23 protein-coding genes are annotated in these 24608 nt (G+C 58.8%); 8 read left to right on the top strand and 15 right to left on the bottom strand.

The features are described from left to right. Nucleotides 1–18 precede the first annotated feature (18 nt). From ACZRMS_RS09060 to ACZRMS_RS09040, 5 genes are all read left to right on the top strand, one after another. Nucleotides 19–2370, top strand: coding sequence for a beta-galactosidase (locus ACZRMS_RS09060; protein ID WP_463995039.1), 2352 nt, complete (start codon nt 19–21; stop codon nt 2368–2370). A gap of 296 nt (nt 2371–2666) precedes the next feature. Then, nucleotides 2667–3812: a serine hydrolase domain-containing protein gene (locus ACZRMS_RS09055; RefSeq protein WP_463995038.1), complete on the top strand. Its 1146-nt coding sequence runs from the start codon at nt 2667–2669 to the stop codon at nt 3810–3812. 110 nt (nt 3813–3922) lie between these two features. Beyond that, entirely contained in the window at nt 3923–5035 is a 1113-nt protein-coding gene (locus ACZRMS_RS09050) for an OmpA family protein (RefSeq protein ID WP_463995037.1), read from the top strand. 23 nt (nt 5036–5058) lie between these two features. Then, entirely contained in the window at nt 5059–5706 is a 648-nt protein-coding gene (gene pdxH / locus ACZRMS_RS09045) for a pyridoxamine 5'-phosphate oxidase (RefSeq protein WP_463995036.1), read from the top strand. Nucleotides 5707–5898: 192 nt separating this feature from the next. After that, nucleotides 5899–6363, top strand: coding sequence for an outer membrane lipoprotein (locus tag ACZRMS_RS09040; protein ID WP_095002981.1), 465 nt, complete (start codon nt 5899–5901; stop codon nt 6361–6363). Nucleotides 6364–6437: 74 nt separating this feature from the next. Here the strand turns inward: ACZRMS_RS09040 and ACZRMS_RS09035 are convergent, their stop codons facing one another. Continuing rightward, nucleotides 6438–7037: a hypothetical protein gene (locus tag ACZRMS_RS09035; protein ID WP_463995035.1), complete on the bottom strand. Its 600-nt coding sequence runs from the start codon at nt 7035–7037 to the stop codon at nt 6438–6440. 95 nt (nt 7038–7132) lie between these two features. Further along, nucleotides 7133–8314 carry a Na+/H+ antiporter NhaA gene (nhaA, locus tag ACZRMS_RS09030; RefSeq protein ID WP_463995034.1) on the bottom strand — a complete coding sequence of 394 codons (1182 nt, stop codon included), beginning with the start codon at nt 8312–8314 and terminating at the stop codon, nt 7133–7135. Nucleotides 8315–8566: 252 nt separating this feature from the next. Here nhaA and ACZRMS_RS09025 point away from each other — a divergent pair, with 252 nt between their 5' ends. Then, entirely contained in the window at nt 8567–9661 is a 1095-nt protein-coding gene (locus tag ACZRMS_RS09025) for a PLP-dependent cysteine synthase family protein (protein WP_463995033.1), read from the top strand. Nucleotides 9662–9823: 162 nt separating this feature from the next. Here the strand turns inward: ACZRMS_RS09025 and ACZRMS_RS09020 are convergent, their stop codons facing one another. The 3 genes from ACZRMS_RS09020 to ACZRMS_RS09010 all read right to left on the bottom strand — a co-directional run bounded on the left by ACZRMS_RS09020 (nt 9824) and on the right by ACZRMS_RS09010 (nt 13014). After that, entirely contained in the window at nt 9824–11434 is a 1611-nt protein-coding gene (locus ACZRMS_RS09020) for an NAD(P)/FAD-dependent oxidoreductase (RefSeq protein WP_463995032.1), read from the bottom strand. A gap of 107 nt (nt 11435–11541) precedes the next feature. After that, complete coding sequence (locus tag ACZRMS_RS09015) at nt 11542–12213, bottom strand: COG3650 family protein (protein ID WP_463995082.1); 672 nt, start codon at nt 12211–12213, stop codon at nt 11542–11544. A 201-nt stretch (nt 12214–12414) separates the two neighbouring features. After that, nucleotides 12415–13014 (bottom strand): short chain dehydrogenase, encoded by a 600-nt coding sequence (locus ACZRMS_RS09010; RefSeq protein ID WP_463995031.1) that lies wholly within the window; start codon nt 13012–13014, stop codon nt 12415–12417. A 104-nt stretch (nt 13015–13118) separates the two neighbouring features. Between ACZRMS_RS09010 and ACZRMS_RS09005 the strand changes: the two genes are divergently transcribed. Next, nucleotides 13119–14027: a LysR family transcriptional regulator gene (locus tag ACZRMS_RS09005; protein ID WP_463995030.1), complete on the top strand. Its 909-nt coding sequence runs from the start codon at nt 13119–13121 to the stop codon at nt 14025–14027. On the opposite strand, the gene ACZRMS_RS09000 is transcribed toward ACZRMS_RS09005, so the two are convergent. The 9 genes from ACZRMS_RS09000 to ACZRMS_RS08960 form a co-directional block, all read right to left on the bottom strand. Beyond that, nucleotides 14024–14527 (bottom strand): DoxX family protein, encoded by a 504-nt coding sequence (locus ACZRMS_RS09000; RefSeq protein WP_463995029.1) that lies wholly within the window; start codon nt 14525–14527, stop codon nt 14024–14026. The genes ACZRMS_RS09005 and ACZRMS_RS09000 overlap by 4 nt on opposite strands. Then, nucleotides 14524–15297, bottom strand: a complete 774-nt coding sequence (locus tag ACZRMS_RS08995; RefSeq protein ID WP_463995028.1) for an HvfC/BufC family peptide modification chaperone — start codon at nt 15295–15297, stop codon at nt 14524–14526. Before ACZRMS_RS08995 ends, ACZRMS_RS09000 begins: the two co-directional genes overlap by 4 nt. After that, entirely contained in the window at nt 15294–16175 is an 882-nt protein-coding gene (bufB, locus tag ACZRMS_RS08990) for an MNIO family bufferin maturase (protein ID WP_463995027.1), read from the bottom strand. The genes ACZRMS_RS08995 and bufB overlap by 4 nt, the downstream gene beginning before the upstream one ends. 19 nt (nt 16176–16194) lie before the next feature. Next, nucleotides 16195–16497 carry a BufA1 family periplasmic bufferin-type metallophore gene (locus ACZRMS_RS08985; protein WP_463995026.1) on the bottom strand — a complete coding sequence of 101 codons (303 nt, stop codon included), beginning with the start codon at nt 16495–16497 and terminating at the stop codon, nt 16195–16197. 218 nt (nt 16498–16715) lie between these two features. After that, a complete protein-coding gene (locus ACZRMS_RS08980; protein WP_463995025.1) occupies nt 16716–17417 on the bottom strand; it encodes an ABC transporter ATP-binding protein in 702 nt (233 codons plus the stop codon). After that, complete coding sequence (livG, locus tag ACZRMS_RS08975; RefSeq protein ID WP_463995024.1) at nt 17418–18185, bottom strand: high-affinity branched-chain amino acid ABC transporter ATP-binding protein LivG; 768 nt, start codon at nt 18183–18185, stop codon at nt 17418–17420. It abuts the gene before it with no gap. Beyond that, nucleotides 18182–19438, bottom strand: a complete 1257-nt coding sequence (locus tag ACZRMS_RS08970; RefSeq protein ID WP_463995023.1) for a high-affinity branched-chain amino acid ABC transporter permease LivM — start codon at nt 19436–19438, stop codon at nt 18182–18184. Before ACZRMS_RS08970 ends, livG begins: the two co-directional genes overlap by 4 nt. Then, nucleotides 19435–20358 carry a high-affinity branched-chain amino acid ABC transporter permease LivH gene (livH, locus tag ACZRMS_RS08965; RefSeq protein WP_463995022.1) on the bottom strand — a complete coding sequence of 308 codons (924 nt, stop codon included), beginning with the start codon at nt 20356–20358 and terminating at the stop codon, nt 19435–19437. Before livH ends, ACZRMS_RS08970 begins: the two co-directional genes overlap by 4 nt. 250 nt (nt 20359–20608) lie before the next feature. Then, nucleotides 20609–21736 (bottom strand): branched-chain amino acid ABC transporter substrate-binding protein, encoded by a 1128-nt coding sequence (locus tag ACZRMS_RS08960; RefSeq protein WP_463995081.1) that lies wholly within the window; start codon nt 21734–21736, stop codon nt 20609–20611. A 362-nt stretch (nt 21737–22098) separates the two neighbouring features. On the opposite strand from ACZRMS_RS08960, the gene ACZRMS_RS08955 reads away from it, so the two are divergent. Then, on the top strand, nt 22099–22404 hold the full coding sequence (locus ACZRMS_RS08955) for a DUF2288 domain-containing protein (RefSeq protein WP_235571561.1): 306 nt from the start codon (nt 22099–22101) through the stop codon (nt 22402–22404). 154 nt (nt 22405–22558) lie between these two features. On the opposite strand, the gene ACZRMS_RS08950 is transcribed toward ACZRMS_RS08955, so the two are convergent. Next, on the bottom strand, nt 22559–24529 hold the full coding sequence (locus ACZRMS_RS08950; protein WP_463995021.1) for a putative bifunctional diguanylate cyclase/phosphodiesterase: 1971 nt from the start codon (nt 24527–24529) through the stop codon (nt 22559–22561). Between the last annotated feature and the right edge of the window lie 79 nt (nt 24530–24608).

The following is a 24608-nucleotide window of genomic DNA, read 5'->3' as shown; positions in this document are numbered from 1 at the left end:
TGGGAGAACCAGATCCATATGATTCGCCGTTCGCTTACTGCTGTTTTTGCGTTGCTGGTCACGACCCCGCTGCTGGCGGCGCCTGCCGGGCAACAAACCCTGTTCAACTTCGTACGCCCGGCCGATGTGGTGCAAGTGGCGACTGCGGATGCGAGCTTGCCGCAATACAATGCGGAGCAAACGGCCGAAGGCGAAGTGCTGCGCCGCGTGATCTTCAACCCGGCCGCCGCGCCAAGCCTGAGCATGACCCCGCAAACCGGCGTATGGGACTGGTCGCAGTCGGGGATGATGACCCTGCGCATCCAGAACGCGATGAACTGGGCGCTCACCCTGGATGTGACCGTACAAAGCAGTAACGGCAAAACCCTGACCAGCCGCGTCGACCTGCCTGCAGGCCCGGCGCAGACCCTGTTGTTGCCGTTGCGGGCAAACTCGCCCCAAAGCCAGGGCATGCGGGCCGGTCCGCCGATGCCAATGACGGTCGATGGTCAGCGCATCCTGCTTGCCAGCAGCCAGGGTGAGATTGATCTGAGCCAGGTGGTGTCAGTGAGCCTGTCGATACCCCAGCCGAGTGCTGCGCAAAGCATTCTGCTGGAGCGCTTTGGCGTGCAGGACGGCGAAGGCGTGATCAAGGCCGTGTATGGCTCGATCGTCGATGGCTACGGCCAGTCGACCCGTGCCAAATGGCCAGAGCGCGTTGCCAATGACGAACAGCTCAAGGCCGCTGCAGCCAAAGAGCAGCAGCAGATCAAGGGGTGGCTGGCCAGCCGTTCTGACCAGGACAAATTTGGTGGCTGGCTCAAAGGCCCGGCATTTGAAGCGACCGGTTTCTTTCGTACCGAAAAACGCAATGGCCGCTGGAACCTGGTCACCCCCGAAGGCCACCCGTTTTACTCGCTGGGCCTGAACGCCGTGACTGCCAATGACAGCCAGACGTACGTCGCCGGCCGCGAATGGATGTTCAACGATTTGCCTGAAAACGCTGCCCCGCTGGCGACCTATTACGGCACTTCGAACAATAACAACGGCAATGGCGCGTCCCAGGGCCGCGGGTTTAATACCGGGCGCTGGTACAACTTCTATGGCGCCAACCTGCAGCGAATCTACGGCCAGCCGTGCGCAGAGGGCAAGTCGGTTCCGGGCGGCGCCCCTGTGATCCCGTGTGCGCCACAAACCTTTGATGCCAAAGGGTGGCAGACCCGCACCCTGGATCGCCTGCAAGCCTGGGGTTTCAACACCATCGGCAACTGGAGCGACCCTGAACTGGGCCTTAATGACCGCGTGCCTTACACCTTGCCGCTGTCGATTGTCGGCGACTACGCCAGCATCAGTACCGGCACCGACTGGTGGGGCGGCATGCCTGACCCGTTTGACCCGCGTTTTGCCATGGCCACCGAGCGCGCCGTGGCCATTGCAGCCCGCGACCATCGAGATGATCCCTGGCTGATCGGCTATTTTGCCGACAATGAACTGGCGTGGGCCGGCCCGGGTGATGATCCAAAATCCCGTTATGCACTGGCCTTCGGCACTCTGCGCATGACGACGGACGCACCGGCCAAACGTGCATTCCTCAAACAGTTGCGTGACAAGTACCGCAACCAGCAAGGCCTGTCCAAAGCCTGGGGTATCGATATCCCGGCCTGGGAATTGATGGAAGACCCGGGCTTCGAGGCGCCTGTGCCCAACGCCGAGCACCCGGAAATCGAAGCGGATTACCAGTATTTCCAGAAGGTCTTCGCCGACACATACTTCAAGACCATTTCCGACTCGCTGAAATGGCATGCCCCGAATCACTTGCTGCTGGGCGGGCGTTTTGCCGTCAGCACGCCGGAGGCGGTGGCTTCGTGTGCCAAGTTCTGCGACGTGCTGAGTTTCAACTTCTACACCCTGCAACCGCAGGACGGCTATGACTTCGCCAAACTGCGCGAGCTGGACAAGCCGGTGATGATTACCGAGTTCAACTTCGGCTCCCGCGACCGTGGCCCGTTCTGGGGTGGCGTGACCGAAGTGGCCAGCGAAGAGGCCCGCGGGCCGGCCTACAGCAAGTTTCTCAAGCAGGCCGTGGCCGAGCCGTCGATTGTTGGCGTGCACTGGTTCCAGTACCTGGACCAGCCCGTCACCGGTCGTTTGCTGGATGGCGAAAACGGTCATTTCGGCATGATTGGCATTACCGACCTGCCGTTTACCGGCTTCGTAGACAGCGTGCGCAAGGCCAACCTGCAAGCCCTCGGCCAGTTGGGCCAAGAGGCGGCCAAGGCCCAGGCCGCGGCAGAGAAAGCGGTCAAGGCGCCTGTACATGCCACTGACGATGGTAGCGGCGGTGGCTCTGGCGCGGGGCATGCAGGTGGTCACTCGGGTAAAGGCCACTAAGTATCCAAACCCCATGTGCAGCCATGTGCTGATGGCCGCGCGCGTACTAAACCGGCTTCAGTCGCTGCGATAACTTCATTTGCGATTAGACGCGCTGCGCAACCTGTCGCAGCTTTCGGCAGCAACTACAGGTTTTGTGCTTTTCACAAAAAATCCACTCCGGCGCTGATACTTTCAGCGCCGATCCCAATACGCACAAATATTGTGCGTCCAGAGCTGTTTGCTCTGTTTCAAAATCTTACTGGTGCTGGAACAATGCACGCCTTGTAGAGCCATGCTTGATCCAGGAGGTGCGGGTGCAGATTCAGGGTTTTCACGACCTTAAGTTCGAAACAGTTCGCGAGGCGTTTGCCGATCTTTTCAATGATCCGCAAGAGCGCGGCGCGGCGCTGTGCATCCAGATCGGTGGCGAAACGGTAATCGACCTGTGGGCCGGTACGGCTGACAAGGACGGTGAGCAACCGTGGCACACAGACACCATTGCCAATGTGTTTTCTTGCACCAAGACCTTTACGGCTGTAACCGCACTGCAACTGGTGGAAGAGGGCAAGCTGGAACTCGATGTTCCGGTGGCCCGCTATTGGCCAGAGTTCGCAGCAGCGGGCAAAGAGTCCATCACGTTGCGCCAGTTGCTGAGCCATCGGGCCGGCTTGCCTGCGTTGCGTGAAACACTGCCGCCTGCTGCATTGTATGAATGGCAGACCATGGTCGATGCGCTGGCTGCTGAAGCACCCTGGTGGACACCGGGCGAAGGCCATGGTTATGCCGCCATTACTTATGGCTGGCTGGTGGGCGAGCTGATTCGCCGTGCCGACGGCCGCAGCGCAGGCCAGTCGATCATGGCCCGTACGGCCCGGCCGTTGGGGCTGGACTTTCATGTCGGGCTGGCAGATGAAGAGTTTTACCGGGTAGCCCATATTGCCCGCAGCAAGGGCAACATGGGGGATGCAGCGGCGCAGCGCCTGTTGAAGGCGATGATGTATGAGCCAACATCCATGAGCACCCGGGCATTCGCTAACCCGCCGTCTATTATGACCAGTACCAATAAGCCGGAGTGGCGCCGGATGGAGCAGCCGGCGGCCAATGGCCATGGCAATGCCCGCAGCCTTGCCGGCTTCTACAGCGGTTTGCTGGACGGCAGCCTGCTTGAAGCCGAAATGCTGGAGCAATTGACCCGTGAACACAGCATTGGCCAGGATAAAACCCTGCTGACGCAGACCCGCCTCGGGCTGGGCTGCATGCTGGATCAGCCGGATGTACCTAACGCGACCTACGGCCTGGGGCCCAAGGCCTTTGGTCATCCTGGCGCAGGAGGCTCGATTGGTTTTGCCGACCCGGAACGGGATGTTGCTTTCGGGTTTGTCACCAATACCCTGGGGCCTTATGTCTTGATGGATCCACGGGTGCAAAGGCTGGTGGGTGTCCTGGCCAAGTGCCTCTAATCGGGGATTTGTAGGCCGTAGGTCGGAACTCTGTAGCTTTTATGTTTTCAATACGTTTTTTTATGTGGGCTTAGTGCCTATTTATTCTTAATTCATTGTGTGGATATTCAATGTCATCTAATAAGACCCTCGCTCTGGCTCTTTGCCTGGCTATTACCGGTTGCGCACAGACTCCACAGAATGACGCGGAAGGCGGCCACAAATGGTGGCAGATGGGCTCGTCCGAACAGCCGTCGGCAGCCAAGGACAAAAGTGCCGCGGCCAAGCCTGCGGACACCAAGGTAACGCCGCCCGTTGCCAAGACTGCCTCCGCCCCGGCTCCGGCCGCAGCCAAGGACAGCGGCTCCAGCTGGTGGCCTTTTGGTTCTGATTCGGCCAAAAAAGCCGCTCCAGCCGAAAAGGAAAAAGTGGTAGTTGCCGCTGTCGTCGCGCCTGCGGCGGCTGCGCCTGCCAAGAACTGGTGGTGGCCGTTCGGCAGCGATGCCAAAGACGCAAAAGCCACACCGATTGGCGTGATCCCGATGCCGGACCCGAAAATCACTCAGGCCTGGCTGGACGAGTACGAGCCGCGCCTGCGTATTGCAATCAAGGACACCAACCTGCAGTTGGAGCGGCGTGAAAACTTGCTGGTGATTGTTGCCCTGGCTGACAGCTCGTTCAAGGCAACCCGTCCTGACTTGCTGATGCCATCGATGCTTGGCCCGTTCACCCGAGTGGCCAAAGTGGTTGAAGGCGACCCGAAAACCGCGGTGCTGGTACTGGGGCACGCTGACTCATCGGGCGTCATGGCGGCCAATACCCGTCTGAGCCTGGACCGCGCCAAATCAGTAGCCGCGATCTTCCGCATGAGTGGTTTGCAAGGCAACCGTCTAACCTTGCGCGGTATGGGTTCAGTGATGCCACGTGCAGCCAACGACAGCAATGAAGGCCGTGCGCTCAATCGCCGGGTTGAAATCCTGATGACCCCGCAAGCCACCATGCTGGCGCTGGTCAGCAAATACAGCCAGCCAGCCCTGTCGCCAGCCGAACTGCTCGCGGTCCAGCCTGCAGTCGCCCCTTCTGCTCTCAAAAAGAGCGCAGCGGCACCTGCCAAGAAAGGCGTTGTAGCCAAGAAAGCAGCTCCGGCCAAAAAAGCAGCCAAACCGGCTCCAGCCAAAAAGCCAGTAGTGGCTAAAGCTGCGCCGGCCAAAAAAGCGGTTGCCAACGAACAGGCCAAGAACTGATTGAGCGAGGAAAGGATTGCGTCATGACTCAAGCATTGGCCGATATGCGGCGTGATTACACCCGTGACGGGCTGGCCGAGGCTCAGGCTCCGGCCGAGCCTTTCGCGCTGTTTCATCAGTGGTTCAGCGACGCAGTCAAAACCGAGCAGCCTCCGGTCGAGGCGAATGCCATGACCCTGGCTACCGTGGATGCAGAAGGGCGCCCGCATTGCCGGGTGCTCTTGCTCAAAGGCCTGGATGAACAGGGTTTTACCTTTTTCACCAACTACACCAGTGCCAAGGGCCAGCAGCTGGCAGCGCGGCCGTTCGCAGCCATGACGTTTTTCTGGCCAACCCTGGAACGCCAGGTGCGCATCGAAGGGCAAGTGGTCAAGGTCACGCCGCAAGAGTCCGATGCCTACTATCAGGTTCGCCCCTTGGGCAGCCGGATCGGGGCCTGGGCCTCGCCGCAAAGCCGGGTGATTGCTGATCGTGAAGAGCTGGCCCAATTGCTCAAGGCCACCGAGGCGCGCTTCAGCGACACCCAGCCGCATTGCCCGGAACACTGGGGCGGCTACCGGTTGCTGCCACAGCGCATTGAGTTCTGGCAGGGCCGTCCAAGCCGCCTGCATGACCGCCTGAACTACCGGCGTGAGGGCGCTGACTGGGTGCGAGAGCGCCTGGCACCCTGAAAACGTATCCTGCAATGATCGCGCACCATGCAAAATGGCGGTTTCGCGCTACGCTTTGCTGATGTTTTTAAATGGCTGCCGAGCCTGTATTTACTGTACAGACGCTGAATAAGGCCCTTTTATCCGCGCGGTACCGTGACAGGTACCCGGCAGCGGAGTTTAATGAATCCCTGATATTTTGGAGTTGATCCTATGCGTAAGTCCGTTTTGCTCGTTGCCGCTTTTTCTACCATGACTGTCCTGTTGGGCGGCTGTACTTCCAGCCTGACCGGCGACACCTACTCGCGTGACGAAGCACGACGTGTACAGACCGTTCGTATGGGCACCATCGTTGCCTTGCGTCCTGTACAAATCGAAGGTACTAAAACCCCGATCGGCGCTGCGACTGGCGCCATTGTGGGCGGTGTTGGCGGCAGCGCCATCGGTGGCGGTCGTGGCAGCATCGTGACAGCGGTTATCGGCGCAGTAGCCGGTGGCCTGCTGGGTTCGGCGGCCGAGTCGGGCCTGACCAAAACCCAGGGTGTAGAAATCACCGTACGTGAAGACGACGGCAGCACCCGTGCCTACGTGCAGCAGGTCGAGCCGAACCAGGTATTCCGTACCGGTGAGCGCGTGCGCATCATGACCGTTGACGGCACCAGCCGCGTTACCCAGTAAATCGGGCGCAGCGCTAAAACAAAACCCCGGCCAGTGTGAACTGGCCGGGGTTTTTTCATGTGCAGCTTCACAGGTCAGGACGAGTGTCTGAACGCCTGCTCTGCACCTGACAGCGAGATGGCGATGTGGTCCAGCAGCCTTTCCGCGGTGTACTTGGGCATGCTGTTGAACGCCAGCACCACGGCCAGCCCCATCACCAGTGCAGGGCGAGGGATCTTGCCGAGGCTGTTTGGCTTGAGGCTGAACAGAAACACGCAAGCAGCAACCGAACCGATCAGTGCTCCTGCGATGGCTTCCGGCAAGGGATGGATGGTATGGGCGACATAATTGATGGCAAACCACCAGGTCGCCAGCAATCCGGCCCCAAGCACTGGCCAGCGCAAGCGTTGATCAAGTTGCTGGCACAGCAGGTTCAGCATCACGGTGAACACCAGGCAGGCATTCATCGCATGACCGCTGAAGACCGCAATTCCCAGGTCTTCCAGGCCAATGCCCCAGCCCTTGAACAGGATCTTGCTGACGCCCACGATGAGGTAGGCGCACACCAGCACTGCCAACCATGACAGCGCGATTTTCTTCGACGCAGCAGACCAGAGCCAGGCAGCAATAACCAACGCTGCCGGGAACATCACGGTGATGCCCGCGTATTGAACAACCTGGAATTTATCGACCACGTTTCCCTCTTTTGGCGGTTTTCCCGTGACAAAGGCAACGCAGGTGATCTGCGTTGCCTTTGTCAGGGCCAGCCCGCTCCCGCATTACGGCAGGGTCACGCTATGGATTGTTTACGGCTGAAGAACAGCGTGACGCCATAGCCGATAAATGCAGCCAGGATCGAACCGGTCAGGATGCCCATGCGGTCCATGCCCACATAGTCGCTACTGCCCGCCACGAACGCCAGTGAGCCCACGAACAGGCTCATGGTGAAGCCGATACCGCACAGGATGGCGACACCAAACACCTGGCCCCAGTTTGCGCCTGTTGGCAGTGATGCCATGCCGGTCTTGATTGCAAGCCAGGTCAGACCGAAGACGCCTACGGTTTTACCGATCAGCAAGCCCGCCGCAATGCCCATCGGCACGTGACTGACGAAGCTGTGCAGGGTGATGCCCGCCAGCGATACGCCGGCATTGGCAAATGCAAATAACGGCAGGATCGCGTAAGCCACCCATGGATGCAGCGCATGCTCGATGCTCATCAACGGCGAAGGCTCGGAGTTCTTGGTGCGCAGTGGAATGCAGAACGCCAGGGTCACACCCGCCAGCGTGGCATGTACACCGCTTTTGAGCACGCACACCCAGAGGATCAGGCCGATGATCATATAAGGCGCGACCTTGATCACCCCCATGCGATTCATCGCAATCAAGGCAATCAGGCACGCGGCGGCCAGCAACAGCGACACGCCGGACAGCTCGCTGGAGTAGAACACCGCAATCACGATGATTGCCCCCAGGTCATCGATGATCGCCAGCGTCATCAGGAACAGCTTGAGCGATACCGGCACACGCTTGCCGAGCAGGGCCAGCACGCCCAGGGCGAAGGCAATGTCGGTGGCCATGGGGATTGCCCAGCCGCCGAGTGCATCGGGGTAGTCTTTGTTGATGTACCAGTAGATCAGCGCCGGTACCACCATGCCGCCGATGGCGGCCGCACCGGGCAGCACCACCTGCGAGGGCTTGGACAGTTGTCCGTCAAGCAGCTCGCGCTTGACCTCCAGGCCGATCAGCAGAAAGAACAAGGCCATCAGGCCATCGTTGATCCATAGCAGTGAAGGCTTGGCAATTTGCAGGGCCCCGATTTGCACCGCTACCGGCACGTCCAGAAAGGCCGTGTAGTAGTGGGAAAGCGGTGAGTTATTGATGATCAAAGCCAGAGCGGCCGCGGCAATCAACAGCAGACCGCTGGCAGCTTCCAACTGAAAGAAACGAGTGAAAGTACTACGCAGAGGCAAGGTCGCTCTCCATCGATTAAGTAAAGGGTGCGACACCCTAACCTGTGAGGTTAGTGGTTAAAACAAAAACTATATTCTTTTTTGTTATAAGGCGAGGTTCATTCATGTATCGCTCAGAAGCCTAGCAGTTGCGTGTCAAATTGAGTCTGTATTGTGCCTGTGGCGAGCACAGGAAATATCTTAGGATTGGCTGTTCTTCGCTGCACAGCCTTGCTGTGCTTTCCTTCTTGTTGCTATCACGAGCCACCCCCCATGAACCAAGACCGCCAGTGGGCCCGCGAAGCCATCCGCACAATTGAAGCGGATTTTCAGCGCTGTGCTGACACCCATCTGATTCCTGTGTCGCTGCCGGGGTTGCCGGGTATCGAGTTGTATTTCAAGGATGAGTCAAGCCACCCGACGGGGAGCCTCAAGCACCGCTTGGCGCGTTCGCTGTTTTTGTATGCCCTGTGCAATGGCTGGTTAAAGTCCGGTTCTGCCGTGATCGAAGCGTCCAGCGGTTCGACAGCGGTGTCTGAAGCCTATTTTGCCCGGCTGCTGGGTTTGCCCTTTATTGCCGTGATGCCAGCCAGCACCTCACCCGCCAAGATCGAGCAGATTGCCTTTTATGGCGGCCAAAGCCATTTGGTGGAGGATCCGACTCAAATTCACGCCGAATCCGAGCGGCTGGCACAGGAAACCGGCGGCCACTTCATGGACCAGTTCACCTATGCCGAGCGGGCTACGGACTGGCGGGCCAATAACAACATTGCCGAGTCCATATTTCAGCAACTGCGTTTTGAGCGCCACCCGGAGCCGAGCTGGCTGGTTTCCAGTCCGGGTACGGGCGGTACCACTGCCACACTGGGGCGCTATGTACGGTATCGCCAGCACAACACCCGTGTGCTGTGTGCCGATGCCGAGCGTTCGGTGTTCTTCGAGTATTACCAGAGCGGTGATGCCGGTTTGCGCCTGGAGTGTGGCTCGCGTATCGAGGGCATCGGCCGGCCCCGGGTAGAGGCCTCATTTTTGCCGAAAGTGATCGACGCGATGGTCAAGGTACCGGACGCCCTGTCGCTGGCGGCCATGCACTACCTGGCGCAGCGCATGGGTCGGCGGGTCGGGGGTTCCAGCGGGACCAACCTGATCGGCGCATTGATTGCGGCGCAACACATGGTTGCCAATGGCGAGTCGGGTTCGATCGTGGCGATTTTGTGTGATGGCGGCGAGCGTTATGCCACGACCTATTACGATGCGCAGTGGCTCACGGCTCAGGGGTATGAGCTGGACAGTTTGATTGCAGCGGTCAAAGCCTGCGTGGAGCAGGGCGCTGCGTTGCCTGAAGGGGTATTGCGGGCGGGGATTTGAGGTGTAGGCCTGGGCTTTGTGGGAACCTGAGAAAGGCAGCCCCGGAAAAACCCCTGTGGGAGCGGGCTTGCTCGCGATTGCATCACTGCGGTTTTCCTGTCACACCGCAGCGCTTGCATCGCGAGCAAGCCCGCTCCCACAGAATCAAACCGTACTCCGGCCTTACGCTTCGATACCCAGAATGTCGCGGGCCACGGCTTCGGCAATCCGGATTCCGTCAACACCGGCCGACAGGATACCGCCAGCGTAACCTGCGCCTTCGCCAGCCGGGAACAAGCCCTTGACGTTCAGGCTCTGCATCGACGCATCACGGGTCATGCGCAGAGGCGACGAGGTGCGGGTTTCGATACCGGTCAGGATCGCGTCATGCATCGAGAAGCCTTTGATCTGCTTCTCGAATGCCGGCAAGGCTTCACGGATGGCTTCAATGGCGTAGTCCGGCAATGCCAGTGCCAAATCACCCAGGGACACGCCCGGCTTGTAGGACGGCTCAACGCTGCCCAGTTCGGTGGACGGTTTACCCGCAATAAAATCGCCAACCAGTTGCGCCGGAGCCTCGTAATTGCTGCCGCCCAGCACGTACGCATGGGCTTCCAGGCGCTCTTGCAGTTCGATACCGGCCAGTGGCCCGCCCGGGTAGTCTTCCGGTGTGATGCCGACCACGATGCCCGAGTTGGCATTGCGCTCGTTACGCGAGTATTGGCTCATGCCGTTGGTCACAACGCGCCCCGGCTCGCTGGTGGCCGCAACCACGGTACCGCCCGGGCACATGCAGAAGCTGTACACCGAACGGCCGTTTTTGGCGTGGTGCACCAGTTTGTAATCGGCGGCGCCCAGTTTCGGGTGGCCGGCGTATTTGCCCAGTCGCGCACTGTCGATCAACGACTGCGGGTGTTCGATCCGGAAACCCACCGAGAACGGTTTGGCTTCCATATACACGCCACGATCGTGGAGCATGCGGAACGTGTCGCGGGCGCTATGGCCCAGCGCCAGGACCACGTGGCGGGAATTGATCTGCTCGCCATCGGCCAGTATCACGCCGGTCAGTTGCCCGTTGTCGATCAGCACGTCAGTCACGCGCTGCTGGAAGCGGACTTCACCGCCCAGGGCAATAATCTGCTGGCGCATGTTCTCCACGACACCGGTCAGACGGAACGTACCGATGTGCGGCTTGCTGACGTAGAGGATCTCGTCCGGCGCACCGGCTTTGACAAACTCGTGCAGCACCTTGCGGCCGTGGTGTTTAGGGTCCTTGATCTGGCTATAGAGCTTGCCGTCCGAGAACGTGCCTGCGCCGCCTTCGCCAAACTGCACGTTGGACTCGGGGTTGAGCACGTTTTTACGCCACAGGCCCCAGGTGTCCTTGGTGCGCTGGCGAACTTCGGTGCCGCGCTCAAGAATGATCGGCTTGAAGCCCATTTGTGCCAGCAGCAGCCCGGCGAAAATACCGCATGGACCGAAGCCGACCACAATCGGACGCTCGTTCAAATCCTGCGGGGCCTGGCCGACGACTTTGTAGCTGACGTCAGGTGCCGGATTGACGTTACGGTCATCCGCGAACTTGACCAGCAACGGTGCTTCATCGCGCACGCTCAGGTCGATGGTGTAGATAAAGCACAATTCGGATGATTTTTTACGCGCATCGTAGCTGCGCTTGAACAAGGTGAAATCGAGCAGGTCATCACTGGCGATGCCCAGGCGCTGCAGGATGGCAGGGCGCAGGTCTTCTTCGGGATGGTCGATCGGCAACTTGAGTTCGGTGATTCGTAACATGACAGTGTCCAATATCGGGGCCAGGTAAACCCTGGCAGCCTTAACAACGGGCGATTATAAGCTGTATGGGCGCGCGACCGTCAGCCATATGCAGCAACACTCGTCGATCAGTCGTTACGTGCACCGCCAAAATAGCCGCAACCGCGCTGGACCTGACCGTTGATCCGCAATTCGGCGCCCAGATGTTGCACGCTGCCGTTGGCGCTGTCGGTGCAACGTTGTGGGGCAACCCACAGTTCGATGCGTTGATTGTTGGCTTCGGTGGACAGGGAGAAACGGCCATCGCCGACCTGTTCTTCAACGTAAGGCAGGGCCAGGTCCGGCTGCCCCTGACGTTTAAGCACCATGCCCTTGCCGCCGGCCTGTACTTCCCACGCCGGGCCATTGCCGTTGGCGTGAACGGTCAGTTGCTTGAAGTTGGGGTCCTGGCAGGCAGTGCTGCTGCGCTCCAGGCGGTAAAGCTGTTGCAACTCGACTTCGCCGTCAGTGCCGGGTGCTTTGCTGGCGACAAAACTGCCGCGGATGTCTGCGAACAATTTGCCCGGTGCGTCAGGCATATACGTAGCGTCTTGTACGAGGGTGGTGTTGGCACTGTCGCGCACCACATAGCGCTGTTGGCCGACGCACGGTTGGAACACTAGCTGGCCATTGGATGAAACCAGCTCACCTTGCAGGCGGGTCTGGCCTGCAGTGGTATCGGCGGGTTTGCTGCTGAACATCTGGCAGCCCGCAAACACGGGCAGCAGGGCGAGCAAAACTAAGGGACGGGCGACACGCATCATTGGGACTCCTGACTGGTGCCGCCACGTTACTCAGGCTCGCCGTGCATCACAAGTAGAACCGGGTGATGCCTGAGGTCTTTGTGGGAGCGGGCTTGCTCGCGATACAGGCAACGCGATTTGTCAGTGAAACTACGCTGAAGCCATCGCGAACAGCCTGCCCCCACATTGATTTCAGGGGCCGAAAATTTGGGTTTTGGGTCAGCCGACGTTGTAGGTCTGACCGGTCTGCAAGCCTTCCACGCTTTTGGCGTAGGCCAGCGCCACATCTGCGGCTGCAACCGGTTTGAAACCACGGAAGTACGGCGCGTATTTGCCCATGGCTTCTGCCAGCACGGTAGGGCTGACCGAGTTCACCCGCATCCCGCGTGGCAATTCAATGGCTGCCGCTTTTACAAAACCGTCCAGCGCAGCGTTGACCAGTGCCGCCGAGCTGCCGGTGCGGATCGGTTCGCGGTTGAGCACACCGCTGGTGAAGGTGAACGAGGCGCCATCGTTGGCAAATTCGCGACCGATCAGCAGCAAGTTGACCTGGCCCATCAATTTGTCCTGCAAGCCCAGGGCAAAGTCTTTTTCGTTCATCTCGTCCAGAGCCACAAAGTTGACGTTGCCTGCCGCACAGATCAGCGCGTCGAAACGCCCGGTCTGTTCGAACAGCGTGCGGATCGATGTGCTGTCGCTGATGTCCACCTGAAAATCGCCGTTTTTGCGGCCAATACGCACGATCTCATGGCGCGGTGACAGTTCGCGATCAATGGCTGAACCAATGGTGCCGTTAGCGCCGATCAACAGGATTTTCATGCTGTGTTCCTTCAAGGAAGAGGTGAGCGCCCAGTCTAGTGGTGGTTTTTTAGCGCGATAAGCGCGCTAATAGGCAACCTTTGGTTTTCATATGGAAACAATCCATGAGTGAAATGGATGATCTGGCGGCGTTCGCGGTGCTGATTGATGCGGGCAGTTTCACTTTGGCCGCCCAGCAATTGGGCTGCAGTAAAGGGCAACTGTCCAAGCGCATCAGTTTGCTGGAAGACCGGTTTTCGGTGGTATTGCTGCACCGCACCACCAGGCGCTTGAGCCTGACCGCAGCGGGCGCAGCGTTATTGCCCCAGGCCCAGGCATTGGTGGTGCAAGTGGAGCGGGCACGTCAGGCATTGGCTCGGTTAAAGGACGACATGGCCGGCCCGGTGCGTATGACTGTGCCCGTATCCTTGGGCGAAACGTTTTTTGATGCGCTGTTGCTGGAGTTTTCCCGAGACTACCCAGAGGTGCAGATCGAGCTTGAACTCAACAACAGCTACCGCGACATGGCACGGGAGGGGTTTGATCTGGCGATCCGTTCCCAGGTCGCCAGCCACGAGCGACTGGTGGCCAAGCCCGTGCTGAACTGGCACGAAGTCACTTGCGCCAGCCCGACCTATCTTGAGCAACACGGTGAACCGACCACGCCGCAGCAACTGGCCGAGCATCGCTGCCTGCTCAACAGCCACTACAGTGGCCGCGAAGAATGGCAGTACCACCGCCAGCATGAACTGCACCGGGTGCGGGTCTCCGGGCCGTTTGCCAGCAACCACTACAGTTTGCTGAAAAAGGCTGCGGTGATCGGCGCCGGCATCGCCCGTTTGCCCTCGTACATGCTCAATGCCGAATTGACCGACGGGCGTTTGTGCGGGCTGCTGCGTGACTATCAGACACGCAGTAACCCGATGTATCTGGTGCATCCGTATCAGGGCGGTTTGCCCAAGCGCACGCAGGTCTTGGCAGACTACCTTGTAGGCTGGTTCCAGCGCAGTGGTGAGGCAATTAACCAGCTTTAACGAAAACCCCGGGCGATCAGATGATCAATCGACAATACGCCGGGGCCTCTGGCCATCAGGTACAACAGGATCGCTATCCAGGTGCCGTGGGTCGGGTAGGCGTCGGGGTATATGAATAGCTGAATGGTCAGTGTCATCCCCAGCAGCGCCAGCGCCGAGAAACGGGTGGCGAACCCCAGCAGGATCAGCACCGGGAAGACGTGCTCACCGAAGGCCGCTGCGTGTGCGGCCATCTCGGGTGACAGCAGCGGGACTTTGTATTCGGTACTGAACAAGTACAGCGTAGAGTCCGCCAGGTGGGGGATGCCGGGTTCAAAGGTGCCGCTTACCAGGTCGATGGCCAAACCTTCAACCTTGGTCTGGCCTGATTTCCAGAACACCGCCGCGATCGAAAACCGTGCGACAAAGGCTATCAGCGAGTGGGGGATGCGTTGCATCAGTTCGATCGCACCCTCAAGCCAGCGGTGTAGCAGGGATGGCGGCGCAGAGTGGGTGTTCATGGCGAAACCTCGCAGCAAGGGTGAAGGCCCGTGATGGCGCCATGGGCAATCAACAGCGCCAGGGCCTGGCTCAGGTCAAAATCAGGGTCGGCTTCCAGGGCATGCGCAGCGGCCAGGCCCAGGGCGTTGCCGTCTTTGATCAAGCGTACAAAAGCAGCGCAGCCCGCGCTGACCGCGAACACCTCCACTCGCAATCCGTGGCGCAGCACCAATGTGCTTTGTGGTTGGCGTGGGTCAAGCCCCTTGATCTGCCCTTGGGGCTGGTGAGTCGCCCACAAGGCCGCTATGGCGTAGGGCGAATGCATGGCTGCGACGCCGGGATGCAGCTGCAGCTGCAATTGGGCCAGGCCGTCCGGGTTGTTGAGCGCCCGGGCCAGTAATCGGGGGCTCACTGCGCGCACGTCTGCGGCGTGAAAGGCTTGCACACACAAGCGTTCGAGGCGGGCGATATCGGGCAGATAAGGCACGCTGTCGGCGGGTGCAAAACTCTTGATGAAGTCAGAAAACTGGCTGCCATAGGTGCTCATGACCGGGTTGTCGGGCGGGAATTTCGCAATGAAAATTTGCGCCATGGCCTGGAAAAAGGCTTCACCGACCAACTGTGAAACCACCGGGTAGCTGGTGGCCAGCGCGTTGATCAGGCCGCTTTGGACATTGTTGCGATATACAGAGAAGCGGCGGTCAACGTCGCCGTCATGGGAGGCAATACCCCTCGGGCAGGGTTCGAGGGGGTTGAGCAGCGCCGTGCTGAAGTCATCGTACATATTCATGCTTGCACCTGTGCGCGGAGCAGACAGTCATCAGCGAGTCGGGCTTCCTGTACCAGTTCGGCAAGTGCTGGCAGGCAGTTGTCGCGTTCGATCAGGGTGGCCATCGGACCTGTTCGATTGAGTACCTGCCGGTACAGCGCCCATACCGCCTGATCGACTGGTGCTCCGTGGTTGTCGATCAGCAGGCGTTGGCCCGGGTTGCCCGTGTCTTCAGCAAAACCTGCCAGATGAAGCTCACCAACGGCTTGTAACGGCAAGGCATCGATGTAGGCCAAGGGGTCGCGACCGTGGTTCACGCAGGACACATAGACGTTGTTTACATCCAGCAAAAGCCCGCAGCCACTGCGGTTGATGACTTCGTGGATAAAACCGGCTTCGTCGAAGCGGGCCTCGTCGAACTCAATATAGGTTGCGGGGTTTTCCAGCAGGATCTGGCGCTGCAGCAGGTCTTGCACCTGGTCCACATGGGCGCAAACCCGCGTCAGGGTGGCGGTGTCATAGCGCAAAGGCAGCAGGTCATTAAGGAAAAACGGCCCGTGGGAGGACCACGCCAGATGTTCGGAAAACATCTGTGGCTGGTAGCGCTTGAGCAAAGTGCTCAAGCGTTTCAAGTGTTCGGTATCTAGCGGCTTTTCGCCACCAATCGACAGGCCTACGCCATGGATCGAGAGCGGGTACAGCTCGCGGATCAGGTTCAGGTAGTGGTGGAAAGGGCCACCGGCAACCATGTAGTTTTCTGCATGCACCTCAAAGAACCCGACGTCGGGCCGGGTGTCGAGTACATCCTGGAAATGCTCGGCCTTGAGCCCCAGCCCCGCACGCGGCGCAAGCTGGGGCGCACGAGGCGCGATGAGCGAAGCAAGCGGGCTGTGCATCATCAACACTCGGCTACGGGAATCAGGATTTGGCGGTGAACGCTTTGAGTTGGCCAAAACCGGTCGCAGAGGTGCTGCTGGCGGTTTTCTCGCAGGTGCCTTCAGGGACCAGTTTCCAGGCATTGGCCTGGTGGTCGGTCTTGGCGGTGCCTGCGCAGGTAGTGCCTGCACCGGCGGCGCAATCGTTGTGGCCTTTCATGGCAACCCCGAAGCACTTCTCCATATCGCCAGCAGCCTGGGCGGGCAGGGCGGCGATGCTCAGAGCAGAGCCCAAGGCAAGTGCCAGGGCGGCGGCGGACAGGGTGCGGGTAGTTTTGTTGTTCATGGTGACTCTCCAGAGACCCGGTAGCGATTGCTGCCGGCTTACCCCACTAGAGAGACGAGGTGGCGAGTTGTTACACCCCATCTGAATTATTTTCATGTGGCCGCTGAGGTGAGGAGCTCGGCGAGGCTGCGCAGCCTTCGTTCCTCGTCAGCGGCTACAGATTATGAGCCGTTAAATAAAAAACGGCCCCGAAGGGCCGTTTTGTGTCGCAGGCAGGTTTAGCCGCCCAGATATGCGTCACGCACTTTAGGATCGTTGAGCAGTTGCTCCCCGGTGCCTTGCATGACCACCCGGCCGTTTTCCAGCACGTAGGCGCGGTCAGCAATTTTCAGTGCCTGGTTGGCGTTTTGCTCCACCAGAAACACCGTTACACCTTCACTTCGCAGTTGTTCGATGATGTCGAAAATCTGCTGGATGATGATCGGTGCCAGGCCCAGTGATGGCTCGTCAAGCAACAGCAGCTTGGGCTTGCTCATCAAGGCGCGGCCAATGGCGAGCATTTGCTGCTCGCCACCGGACATGGTGCCGCCGCGTTGGTTGAAGCGTTCTTTGAGGCGCGGGAACAAGTGCAAAACCTTGTCCATTTGCTCTTCATACTCTTGCTTGCCGGTAAAGAACCCGCCCATGGCGAGGTTCTCTTCCACGGTCAGGCGAGCAAACACCCTGCGCCCTTCAGGTACAACGGCGATGCTTTTGCGCATGATCTGCGCCGAGGTCAGTCCCACCAGCTCTTCGCCCAGGTAGCGGATGCTGCCGCTGTGGGCTTGCGGCGAACCGCACAGAGTCATCATCAAGGTCGATTTGCCTGCACCGTTGGCGCCGATCAGGGTAACGATTTCGCCCTGACGGACCTCGACGTTGACACCGTGCAGGGCCTGGATCTTGCCGTAAAAGGTCGAAACGTTTTCAAATTGCAGCATTTACGCTTCCCCCAAATAGGCTTTGATCACTTCAGGGTTATCGCGGATCTGTTCCGGCGTCCCGTCAGCCAAAGGCGTGCCCTGGTTGATCACCACGATATGGTCGGAAATGCTCATGACCAGTTTCATGTCGTGCTCAATCAACAGCACGGTGGCGTTGTGTTCATTGCGCAATACGCTGATCAGCGCTTTGAGGTCTTCGGTTTCCCTGGGGTTCAGGCCGGCCGCCGGCTCGTCGAGCATAAGAATGCGCGGGCGCGTCATCATGCAGCGGGCGATTTCCAGGCGTCGCTGTTGTCCGTAGGCCAGGGTGCCCGCCGGGCGGTTGGCGAACTCGGTCAGGTGGACCTTGTCCAGCCAGTACGCGGCGTAGTCCAGGGCATCACGTTCGCTTTTGCGGAATGACGGGGTTTTGAACAGGCCTGACAGGAAGTTGGTGTTGAGGTGGCGATGCTGTGCAATCAGCAAGTTCTCAACGGCCGTCATGTCCTTGAACAGGCGTACGTTCTGGAAGGTGCGAACCACGCCTTTGCGCGCAATCTCGTGGCCCGGCAAGCCTTCAATCGACTCACCATCAAGCAGGATGCTGCCCGCAGACGGTTTGTAAAAACCGGTCAGGCAGTTGAATACGGTGGTCTTGCCGGCGCCGTTAGGGCCGATCATCGACACCACCTGTTTTTCCTTGACGGTCAGGGCCACGCCATTCACCGCCAACAAGCCGCCAAAGCGCATGCTCAGGCCGCTGACTTTCAGTAACTCGCGGCTCATTTTCGCAGCTCCAGGTGAGGACGTTGCATTGGCAGCAGGCCTTGCGGACGCCAGATCATCATCAGCACCATCAGGGCTCCGAACAGCAGCATCCGGTATTCGCTGAATTCACGCATCATTTCCGGCAGCAGGATCATGACCACGGCCGCCAGGATGACACCCAGTTGCGAGCCCATGCCGCCCAGTACCACGATGGCCAGAATGATCGCCGACTCAAGGAAGGTGAACGATTCCGGTGTCACCAGGCCCTGGCGCGCGGCAAAGAAGCTGCCGGCAAAACCTGCGAAGGTTGCACCCAGGGTAAAGGCCGACAGCTTGATCACAGTCGGGTTCAGGCCCAGGGCACGGCAGGCAATTTCGTCTTCGCGCAGCGCTTCCCAGGCACGGCCGATAGGCATGCGCAGCAGGCGGTTGATCACGAACAGCACCAGCAGCACCAGTACCAGCGCGATCAGGTACAGGAAAATGACCTTGTTGATCGAGTTGTAGGCGATGCCAAAGTATTCGTGAAAGGTTTGCATGCCTTCGGCGGCGGTCCTGTCGAAGCTGAGGCCGAACAACGTTGGTTTCGGGATATTGCTGATACCGTTTGGCCCGCCGGTGATGTCCGTCAGGTTACGCAGGAACAGGCGGATTATTTCACCGAAGCCCAGGGTCACGATGGCCAGATAGTCGCCTCGCAAGCGCAGTACCGGGAAACCGAGCAGCAGGCCGAAGGTGGCTGTCATCAGGCCAGCCAGCGGCAGGCAGACCCAGAAGCTCAGGCCGAAGTAATGCGAGAGCAGGGCGTAGGTGTAGGCACCCACGGCATAGAACCCGACATAACCCAGGTCCAGCAGGCCGGCCAGGCCGACCACGATGTTCAGGCCCAGGCCGAGCATTACGTAGATCAGGATCAGCGTAGCAATGTCTACAGCACCGCGCGAGCCGTAGAACGGCCAGACCAGTGCCACCATGACCAGACCGAGGATGATCCAGCGCTGTGTGCTGGGCAGGGTCAGGAAGTTGGTGGCCTTGGCAGGTACTTTGGGCAGGCTGGGAGAGTTTTTCCAGGCCGTGCTCAATTGCTGGTTGAAAAACACGCGCACAAACATCAGCAAGGAGCAGATCGCGATCACGCTCAGGGTAAAGGTGCTGGTGTTGTGAACTTCGATGTTGATCCCGACGATAGTCAGTTTGAGACCGAGAACCGGGTAGGCTACGGCCCAGACCAACAGGGCGCTGAAGAGCGCCGACTTAAGATTCCTAGTCATACTTTTTCAATCTCCGGACGCCCCAGGATGCCGGTCGGACGGAACAGCAGCACCAGCACCAGCAAGCCAAAAGCCACTACGTCTTTGTACTGGTCGCCAAAGATATCGGCACCAAAGGCTTCAGCCACACCGAGCACCAGGCCACCGAGCATCGCGCCGGGAATGCTGCCGATCCCGCCCAATACCGCAGCGGTGAAGGCTTTAAGGCCTACCAGGAAACCCGCGTTAGGGTTGATCACGCCGTATTGCACACTGATCAGCACCGCCGCAACGGCGGCCAGGGCAGCACCGATCACGAAGGTCAGCGCAATGACGTTGTTGGTATTGATGCCCAGCAGGTTGGCCATCTTCATGTCTTCGGCGCAGGCGCGGCAGGCGCGGCCCATGCGTGAGCGAGAGATGAACAGGGTCAGACCAAGCATTGCGAGGAAGGTGACGACGAAGACCACAATCTGCATGTAGGAGACGATAACTTCGCTGGCGCCTCCTGGGCCAAAGGTGAAACCGCCGGGGATCAGGTTGGGGATCGATTTGTCTTTTGAGTCTTGTGCCAGTAGCACGGTGTTTTGCAGGAAGATCGACATGCCGATGGCAGAAATCAGAGGGATCAGACGGTTACTGCCACGCAGCGGACGGTAGGCAACCCGTTCAATGCTGTAGCCGTAAGCGCTGGTGACCACGATGCTGGCGAGAAACGCGGCAGTCAGCAGCAGTGGCACGCTGTCCAGACCCATCATGGTCAGGCCGGCAATGGCGATAAACGCAATATAGGAACCAATCATGTACACCTCGCCGTGGGCGAAGTTGATCATTCCAATAATGCCGTAAACCATCGTGTAGCCGATGGCGATCAAGGCATAGGTGCTGCCAACGTTGAGGCCGTTAACCAGCATTTGGAAGAAGTGATAGATGTCAGGCATTACAAAGCTCCTAAAAACCTGAGACGCATTTCACTGGTGGAGTCATTTTCCGGCCCGGGCTGTATGGGTTTTCACCCACTTTGAGCACAGGTCTTCTGCCAGCGAACCGCTGGTGACGGTTTTAAAGATTTTCAGGTGGGCCGACTTTCGGATCACGAAAGTGCGGCTCATTATCCGTACGACAAAGGCCCGTAAAACAAAACCCACCGCTAGCGCAGTGGGCTTTGAATGTCAGGCCGCAAGCTGGCTCTTACTGAGGGCTTACTTCGGTTTTAGGCTTGCCGAAGTGCCATTCGTAGACCACGAATTTGAAATCTTCGACGTCACCCTTGGCGTCAAACTTCAGGTTGCCGGTTGGCGTTTTGTAAGTGCCTTTGTGGATAGCTTCAGCGACTTTGGTCGGGTCTTCGCTTTTGGCTTGCTCGATACCACCGGCAATTACTTCAACCGCGGCGTATGCCGGGAACACGAATGGGCCGGTAGGGTCCTGCTTTTTGGCAGCAAAGGCTTCAACCAGAGCCTTGTTGGCAGGGTCGGCGTCGAACGCTTTTGGCAGGGTAACCAGCAGGCCTTCGGAAGCACCTTGGGCGATTTGCGAGATGGACTCGTTGCCCACACCTTCAGGACCCATGAACTTGGCGTTCAGGCCTTTCTCTTTGGCTTGGCGCAGGATCAGGCCCAGCTCCGGGTGGTAGCCGCCGTAGTAGACGAAGTCGACGTTGGCTTGCTTGAGTTTGGCAATAACAGAGGAATAGTCTTTTTCGCCAGCGTTGACGCCTTCAAAGACTGCGACTTTGACGCCTTTGTCTTCCAGGGTCTTTTTAACGGCGGTGGCGATGCCTTCACCGTATTGCTGTTTGTCGTGCAATACCGCAACGATTTTCGGTTTTACGTGATCCGCGATGTAGTTACCGGCTGCAGGGCCCTGGGCGCTGTCCAGACCGATGGTGCGGAAGATCATTTTGTAACCGCGGGCGGTGATTTCCGGGCCGGTGGCGGCCGGGGTAATCATGATGATGCCTTCGTCTTCGTAGATGTCCGAAGCAGGCTGAGTGGAGCTTGAGCACAGGTGACCGACTACAAATTTAATACCGTCATTGACCACTTTGTTGGCAACGGCCACCGCTTGTTTCGGGTCGCAGGCGTCATCGTAGTCAACCGCTTCAAGCTTTTTGCCATCAACGCCGCCCTTGGCGTTGATTTGTTCGATGGCCATTTTTGCACCAGCAAACTGCATGTCGCCGTACTGAGTCAGAGGCCCGGTTTTTGGACCTGCGATACCGATCTTGATGGTGTCTGCGGCAAATGAATGGCTGGCGAACCCGGCCAAAACCATAGCGGCAAACAGTTTAGTAATCTGCTTCGTAGCCATCTTTATTGGTGCTCCACTCTTCTGTTGTAATTTTTATAGTCCTGGAAGCCAAGGCAGCCGGACCGGGTCTTCTCAACTAGCGAAATTCCCGGTCAATCCCCCCTGCAACTGTACCGGTACAGTGTAGAGCGCCGCTTCAACGCTTGAACAGCGTACTGGCGAGGGAAAAAACAGGAAATGTCGCTTAAACGAAAGAAAGAGACAGAATCGCGGCGGATAAGGCTGTTGATAGTTATCAGAATGTTGCCGAATCAACGTGCCTGTCCTTGGACTTTCCCTCTTTCCTCGTTTCTGTACCTGAAAATCCGGGTTTTTCTACCGGGTGGGTGGCGTTATCATTGCGCCGATTTTTTTACCCGGTGAAACCCATGAATCAAGAACCTAGCACCCTCTATGCCAAGCTGCTTGGCGAGACCTCAACTATCGAATGGAAAGCCTTGCAGCCCTTCTTCGCCAAAGGCGATCTGCTATGGGTTGAACCCGGGCTGGACTTGATTGAGGCGGCGCAGGCCGTGACTCAGGATGATGCAGAGAAAGTCGCGGCCTGGATGGCCTCCGGGTTACTTGGCAAGATGACTGAAGCGCAGGCGCTAGACGTTCTTGAACGTGACCCGCAGCTATGGGCAGTGGTGGTTTCGCCGTGGGTAATGGTCCAGGAAAGGGCGCAAAAATAACCCCTTGCACCAAACAGGCGCATTTTATTGCACTGCTGTGAAGAGCCCGGAGTGTGTAGGCCAGTAACCCGGTTTCAGGTAGTGGCAATTTGCCGTAGAGAAACGCCACAGTTGCTACTGTGGCGTTTTTTTGTGTCTGGAGAACAGATGCGGCTTACTGGCTGACGGGAATGAAGGTGGCGTAATCCGCTACGGGGACAGGGCTTTTGTTGAGCTGTTCGAGAGTTTCTTGCAGCGCCTCGAAGTTCACGGGGCGGCTGAGCAGATAGCCCTGGATAAAATCGCACCCGTACTGGTTGAGGAACTCGAATTGCTGGGTAGTTTCGACACCCTCGGTGACCACTTGCAGGTGCAGGGTGTGGGCCATGACGATAATGGCCTGGACGATTTCCATGTCCTGACTTGAGGTCGGGATGTCCTGGATGAACGAGCGGTCAATTTTTAAGGTGTTGAGCGGCAGCCGCTTGAGGTAGGCGAGGGAGGAATAGCCGGTACCGAAGTCATCAATGGACAATGACACGCCAAGGGCACGGATCTGGCGTAACAGCTGCGAAGTGCTGCTCAGATTGCACATCAGGGCGTTTTCCGTGACTTCCAGTTCCAGCCGGTGCGCCGCAATCCCGGATGAGCGCAGCGCGCTTTCGATTTCGTCGGCCAGCTCTACCCGCACCAGATTGCGCGCCGAGCAATTCACCGCGACCCCCAGATGTTGCCATCCCTGGAGGGAAAGGGCAGCAAGGTCATGGCAGGCTTTGCGCAGCACCCAATGGTCCAGATCGGCGATAAGCCCGTTGGCCTCGGCGATGCCGATGAAGCGTTCAGGGCCGAGCAGGCCGTGTTCGGGGTGTTGCCAGCGGATCAGGGCCTCAAGCTTGGCCACCTGGCCATTCTTGAGGTCGAAGATGGGCTGGTACTGCAGGAACAGCTCCTTGTCTTCGTTCAACGCACTGCGCAGTTCTTCCTCTATTTGCAGCTCCAGCGAGGCGCGGGTCTTGAGGTTGGAGCTGAAGAAGTTCAGGTTGTTACGCCCGCTGCCCTTGGACTGGTAAAGGGCCAGATCCGCATGCTTGAGCAGTTCAGCACTGTTTGTACCGTCATCCGGGAACACGCTGATGCCAATGCTGGTGGTCATCACCATTTGGCGTCCTGACAGTTCGATGGGCTCTTTCAATTTGAGCATGATGCGCTGAGCCATGCTTTGCGCTTCATCGCGATGGTTGAGATTGATCAAAATACAGAACTCGTCACCGCCAAAACGCGCGACCACGTCATTGTGGCTGCGGGTGGAGTGCTTGATGCGGGCGGCGATCGTCTTGAGCAGCTCATCCCCCGCATCGTGACCCAGGCTGTCATTGATGCGCTTGAAGTGGTCAATGTCGAGGAACATCACGGCCAGCTTGCTGTTCCTTGCGGCGCAATCACTGAGTTTTTCAGCAAATAGCTGGTTGAAGCCGCGGCGGTTGATCAGGTTGGTCAAGGGGTCGTAATGCGCGACTTGCTGCAAGGACGCACGCGCCTGGTCGAGCTGGCTCAGCAGGGCGTTGACCCGCCTCAGGTCGTGCTCCTTGAGTTGCAGTTTCTTGTCGACCAGTGCGGCGCTGGCGCTGCTGCCAATCAACAACAGCACCACCACGGCCACCGCAAGGGCCAGTTGCCAGTGTGGGTTGCCTGAACTGTCCGCCAGGGGGGCGGTGAGCGTCGGCATGCTGGTGAGCTGAATGCTGAGCATGGCGACTGCGGCGCCAATACACAGGGCGAGTTTCAAAAGCTGATGGAGTGAGCGCCAGTAGGTTGTGCGGTGCAGGGCTTGTACGACAGCGATGGCTGCGATCAGGGACATGAGTAGGGCGCCAATGGCGGTGCCGATGCTGTAGCGAGTGGCAACAGGGGGCGCGAATGCCAGGATGCAGATGAAGTGCATGGCCCAGATCCCGCTGGCCAGACAACCGACAGCAATCCATCGCCATACAGTTTCACTGAGGGCTCTATCCGCATTGCCGGCGCGTTCAACCAGATACAGCGTGGCCAGGCAAGCCGCAGTGGCGACCAGGCAGGCGAGTAATACCAGGTAGGGATTATGGCCGTTGAGTAACAGCAACTGGCCTTGTTCTGCAGGCTCCCCCATCAGTTGTAACCCCAGTCTCTCCATTGCTCGCCTCGGCGGTTCGCGCTAGTCGTCAGGTGCTAGCTTGGGGTCGAGTATA

The organism is Pseudomonas sp. B424 (assembly GCF_055408345.1).
Note: the sequence above shows the minus strand (reverse complement) of the source record. Positions and strands in the feature narration are given on the sequence as shown.

Bases quoted from the DNA above. Each gene is read 5' to 3' on its own strand.
- ACZRMS_RS09060 (WP_463995039.1), top strand. From the start codon at position 19: ATGATTCGCCGTTCGCTTACTGCTGTTTTTGCGTTGCTGGTCACGACC.
- ACZRMS_RS09050 (WP_463995037.1), top strand. From the start codon at position 3,923: ATGTCATCTAATAAGACCCTCGCTCTGGCTCTTTGCCTGGCTATTACC.
- pdxH (WP_463995036.1), top strand. From the start codon at position 5,059: ATGACTCAAGCATTGGCCGATATGCGGCGTGATTACACCCGTGACGGG.
- ACZRMS_RS09040 (WP_095002981.1), top strand. From the start codon at position 5,899: ATGCGTAAGTCCGTTTTGCTCGTTGCCGCTTTTTCTACCATGACTGTC.
- ACZRMS_RS09025 (WP_463995033.1), top strand. From the start codon at position 8,567: ATGAACCAAGACCGCCAGTGGGCCCGCGAAGCCATCCGCACAATTGAA.
- ACZRMS_RS09020 (WP_463995032.1), bottom strand. From the start codon at position 11,434: ATGTTACGAATCACCGAACTCAAGTTGCCGATCGACCATCCCGAAGAA.
- ACZRMS_RS09015 (WP_463995082.1), bottom strand. From the start codon at position 12,213: ATGCGTGTCGCCCGTCCCTTAGTTTTGCTCGCCCTGCTGCCCGTGTTT.
- ACZRMS_RS09010 (WP_463995031.1), bottom strand. From the start codon at position 13,014: ATGAAAATCCTGTTGATCGGCGCTAACGGCACCATTGGTTCAGCCATT.
- ACZRMS_RS09005 (WP_463995030.1), top strand. From the start codon at position 13,119: ATGAGTGAAATGGATGATCTGGCGGCGTTCGCGGTGCTGATTGATGCG.
- ACZRMS_RS09000 (WP_463995029.1), bottom strand. From the start codon at position 14,527: ATGAACACCCACTCTGCGCCGCCATCCCTGCTACACCGCTGGCTTGAG.
- ACZRMS_RS08995 (WP_463995028.1), bottom strand. From the start codon at position 15,297: ATGAATATGTACGATGACTTCAGCACGGCGCTGCTCAACCCCCTCGAA.
- bufB (WP_463995027.1), bottom strand. From the start codon at position 16,175: ATGATGCACAGCCCGCTTGCTTCGCTCATCGCGCCTCGTGCGCCCCAG.
- ACZRMS_RS08985 (WP_463995026.1), bottom strand. From the start codon at position 16,497: ATGAACAACAAAACTACCCGCACCCTGTCCGCCGCCGCCCTGGCACTT.
- ACZRMS_RS08980 (WP_463995025.1), bottom strand. From the start codon at position 17,417: ATGCTGCAATTTGAAAACGTTTCGACCTTTTACGGCAAGATCCAGGCC.
- livG (WP_463995024.1), bottom strand. From the start codon at position 18,185: ATGAGCCGCGAGTTACTGAAAGTCAGCGGCCTGAGCATGCGCTTTGGC.
- ACZRMS_RS08970 (WP_463995023.1), bottom strand. From the start codon at position 19,438: ATGACTAGGAATCTTAAGTCGGCGCTCTTCAGCGCCCTGTTGGTCTGG.
- livH (WP_463995022.1), bottom strand. From the start codon at position 20,358: ATGCCTGACATCTATCACTTCTTCCAAATGCTGGTTAACGGCCTCAAC.
- ACZRMS_RS08955 (WP_235571561.1), top strand. From the start codon at position 22,099: ATGAATCAAGAACCTAGCACCCTCTATGCCAAGCTGCTTGGCGAGACC.
- ACZRMS_RS08950 (WP_463995021.1), bottom strand. From the start codon at position 24,529: ATGGGGGAGCCTGCAGAACAAGGCCAGTTGCTGTTACTCAACGGCCAT.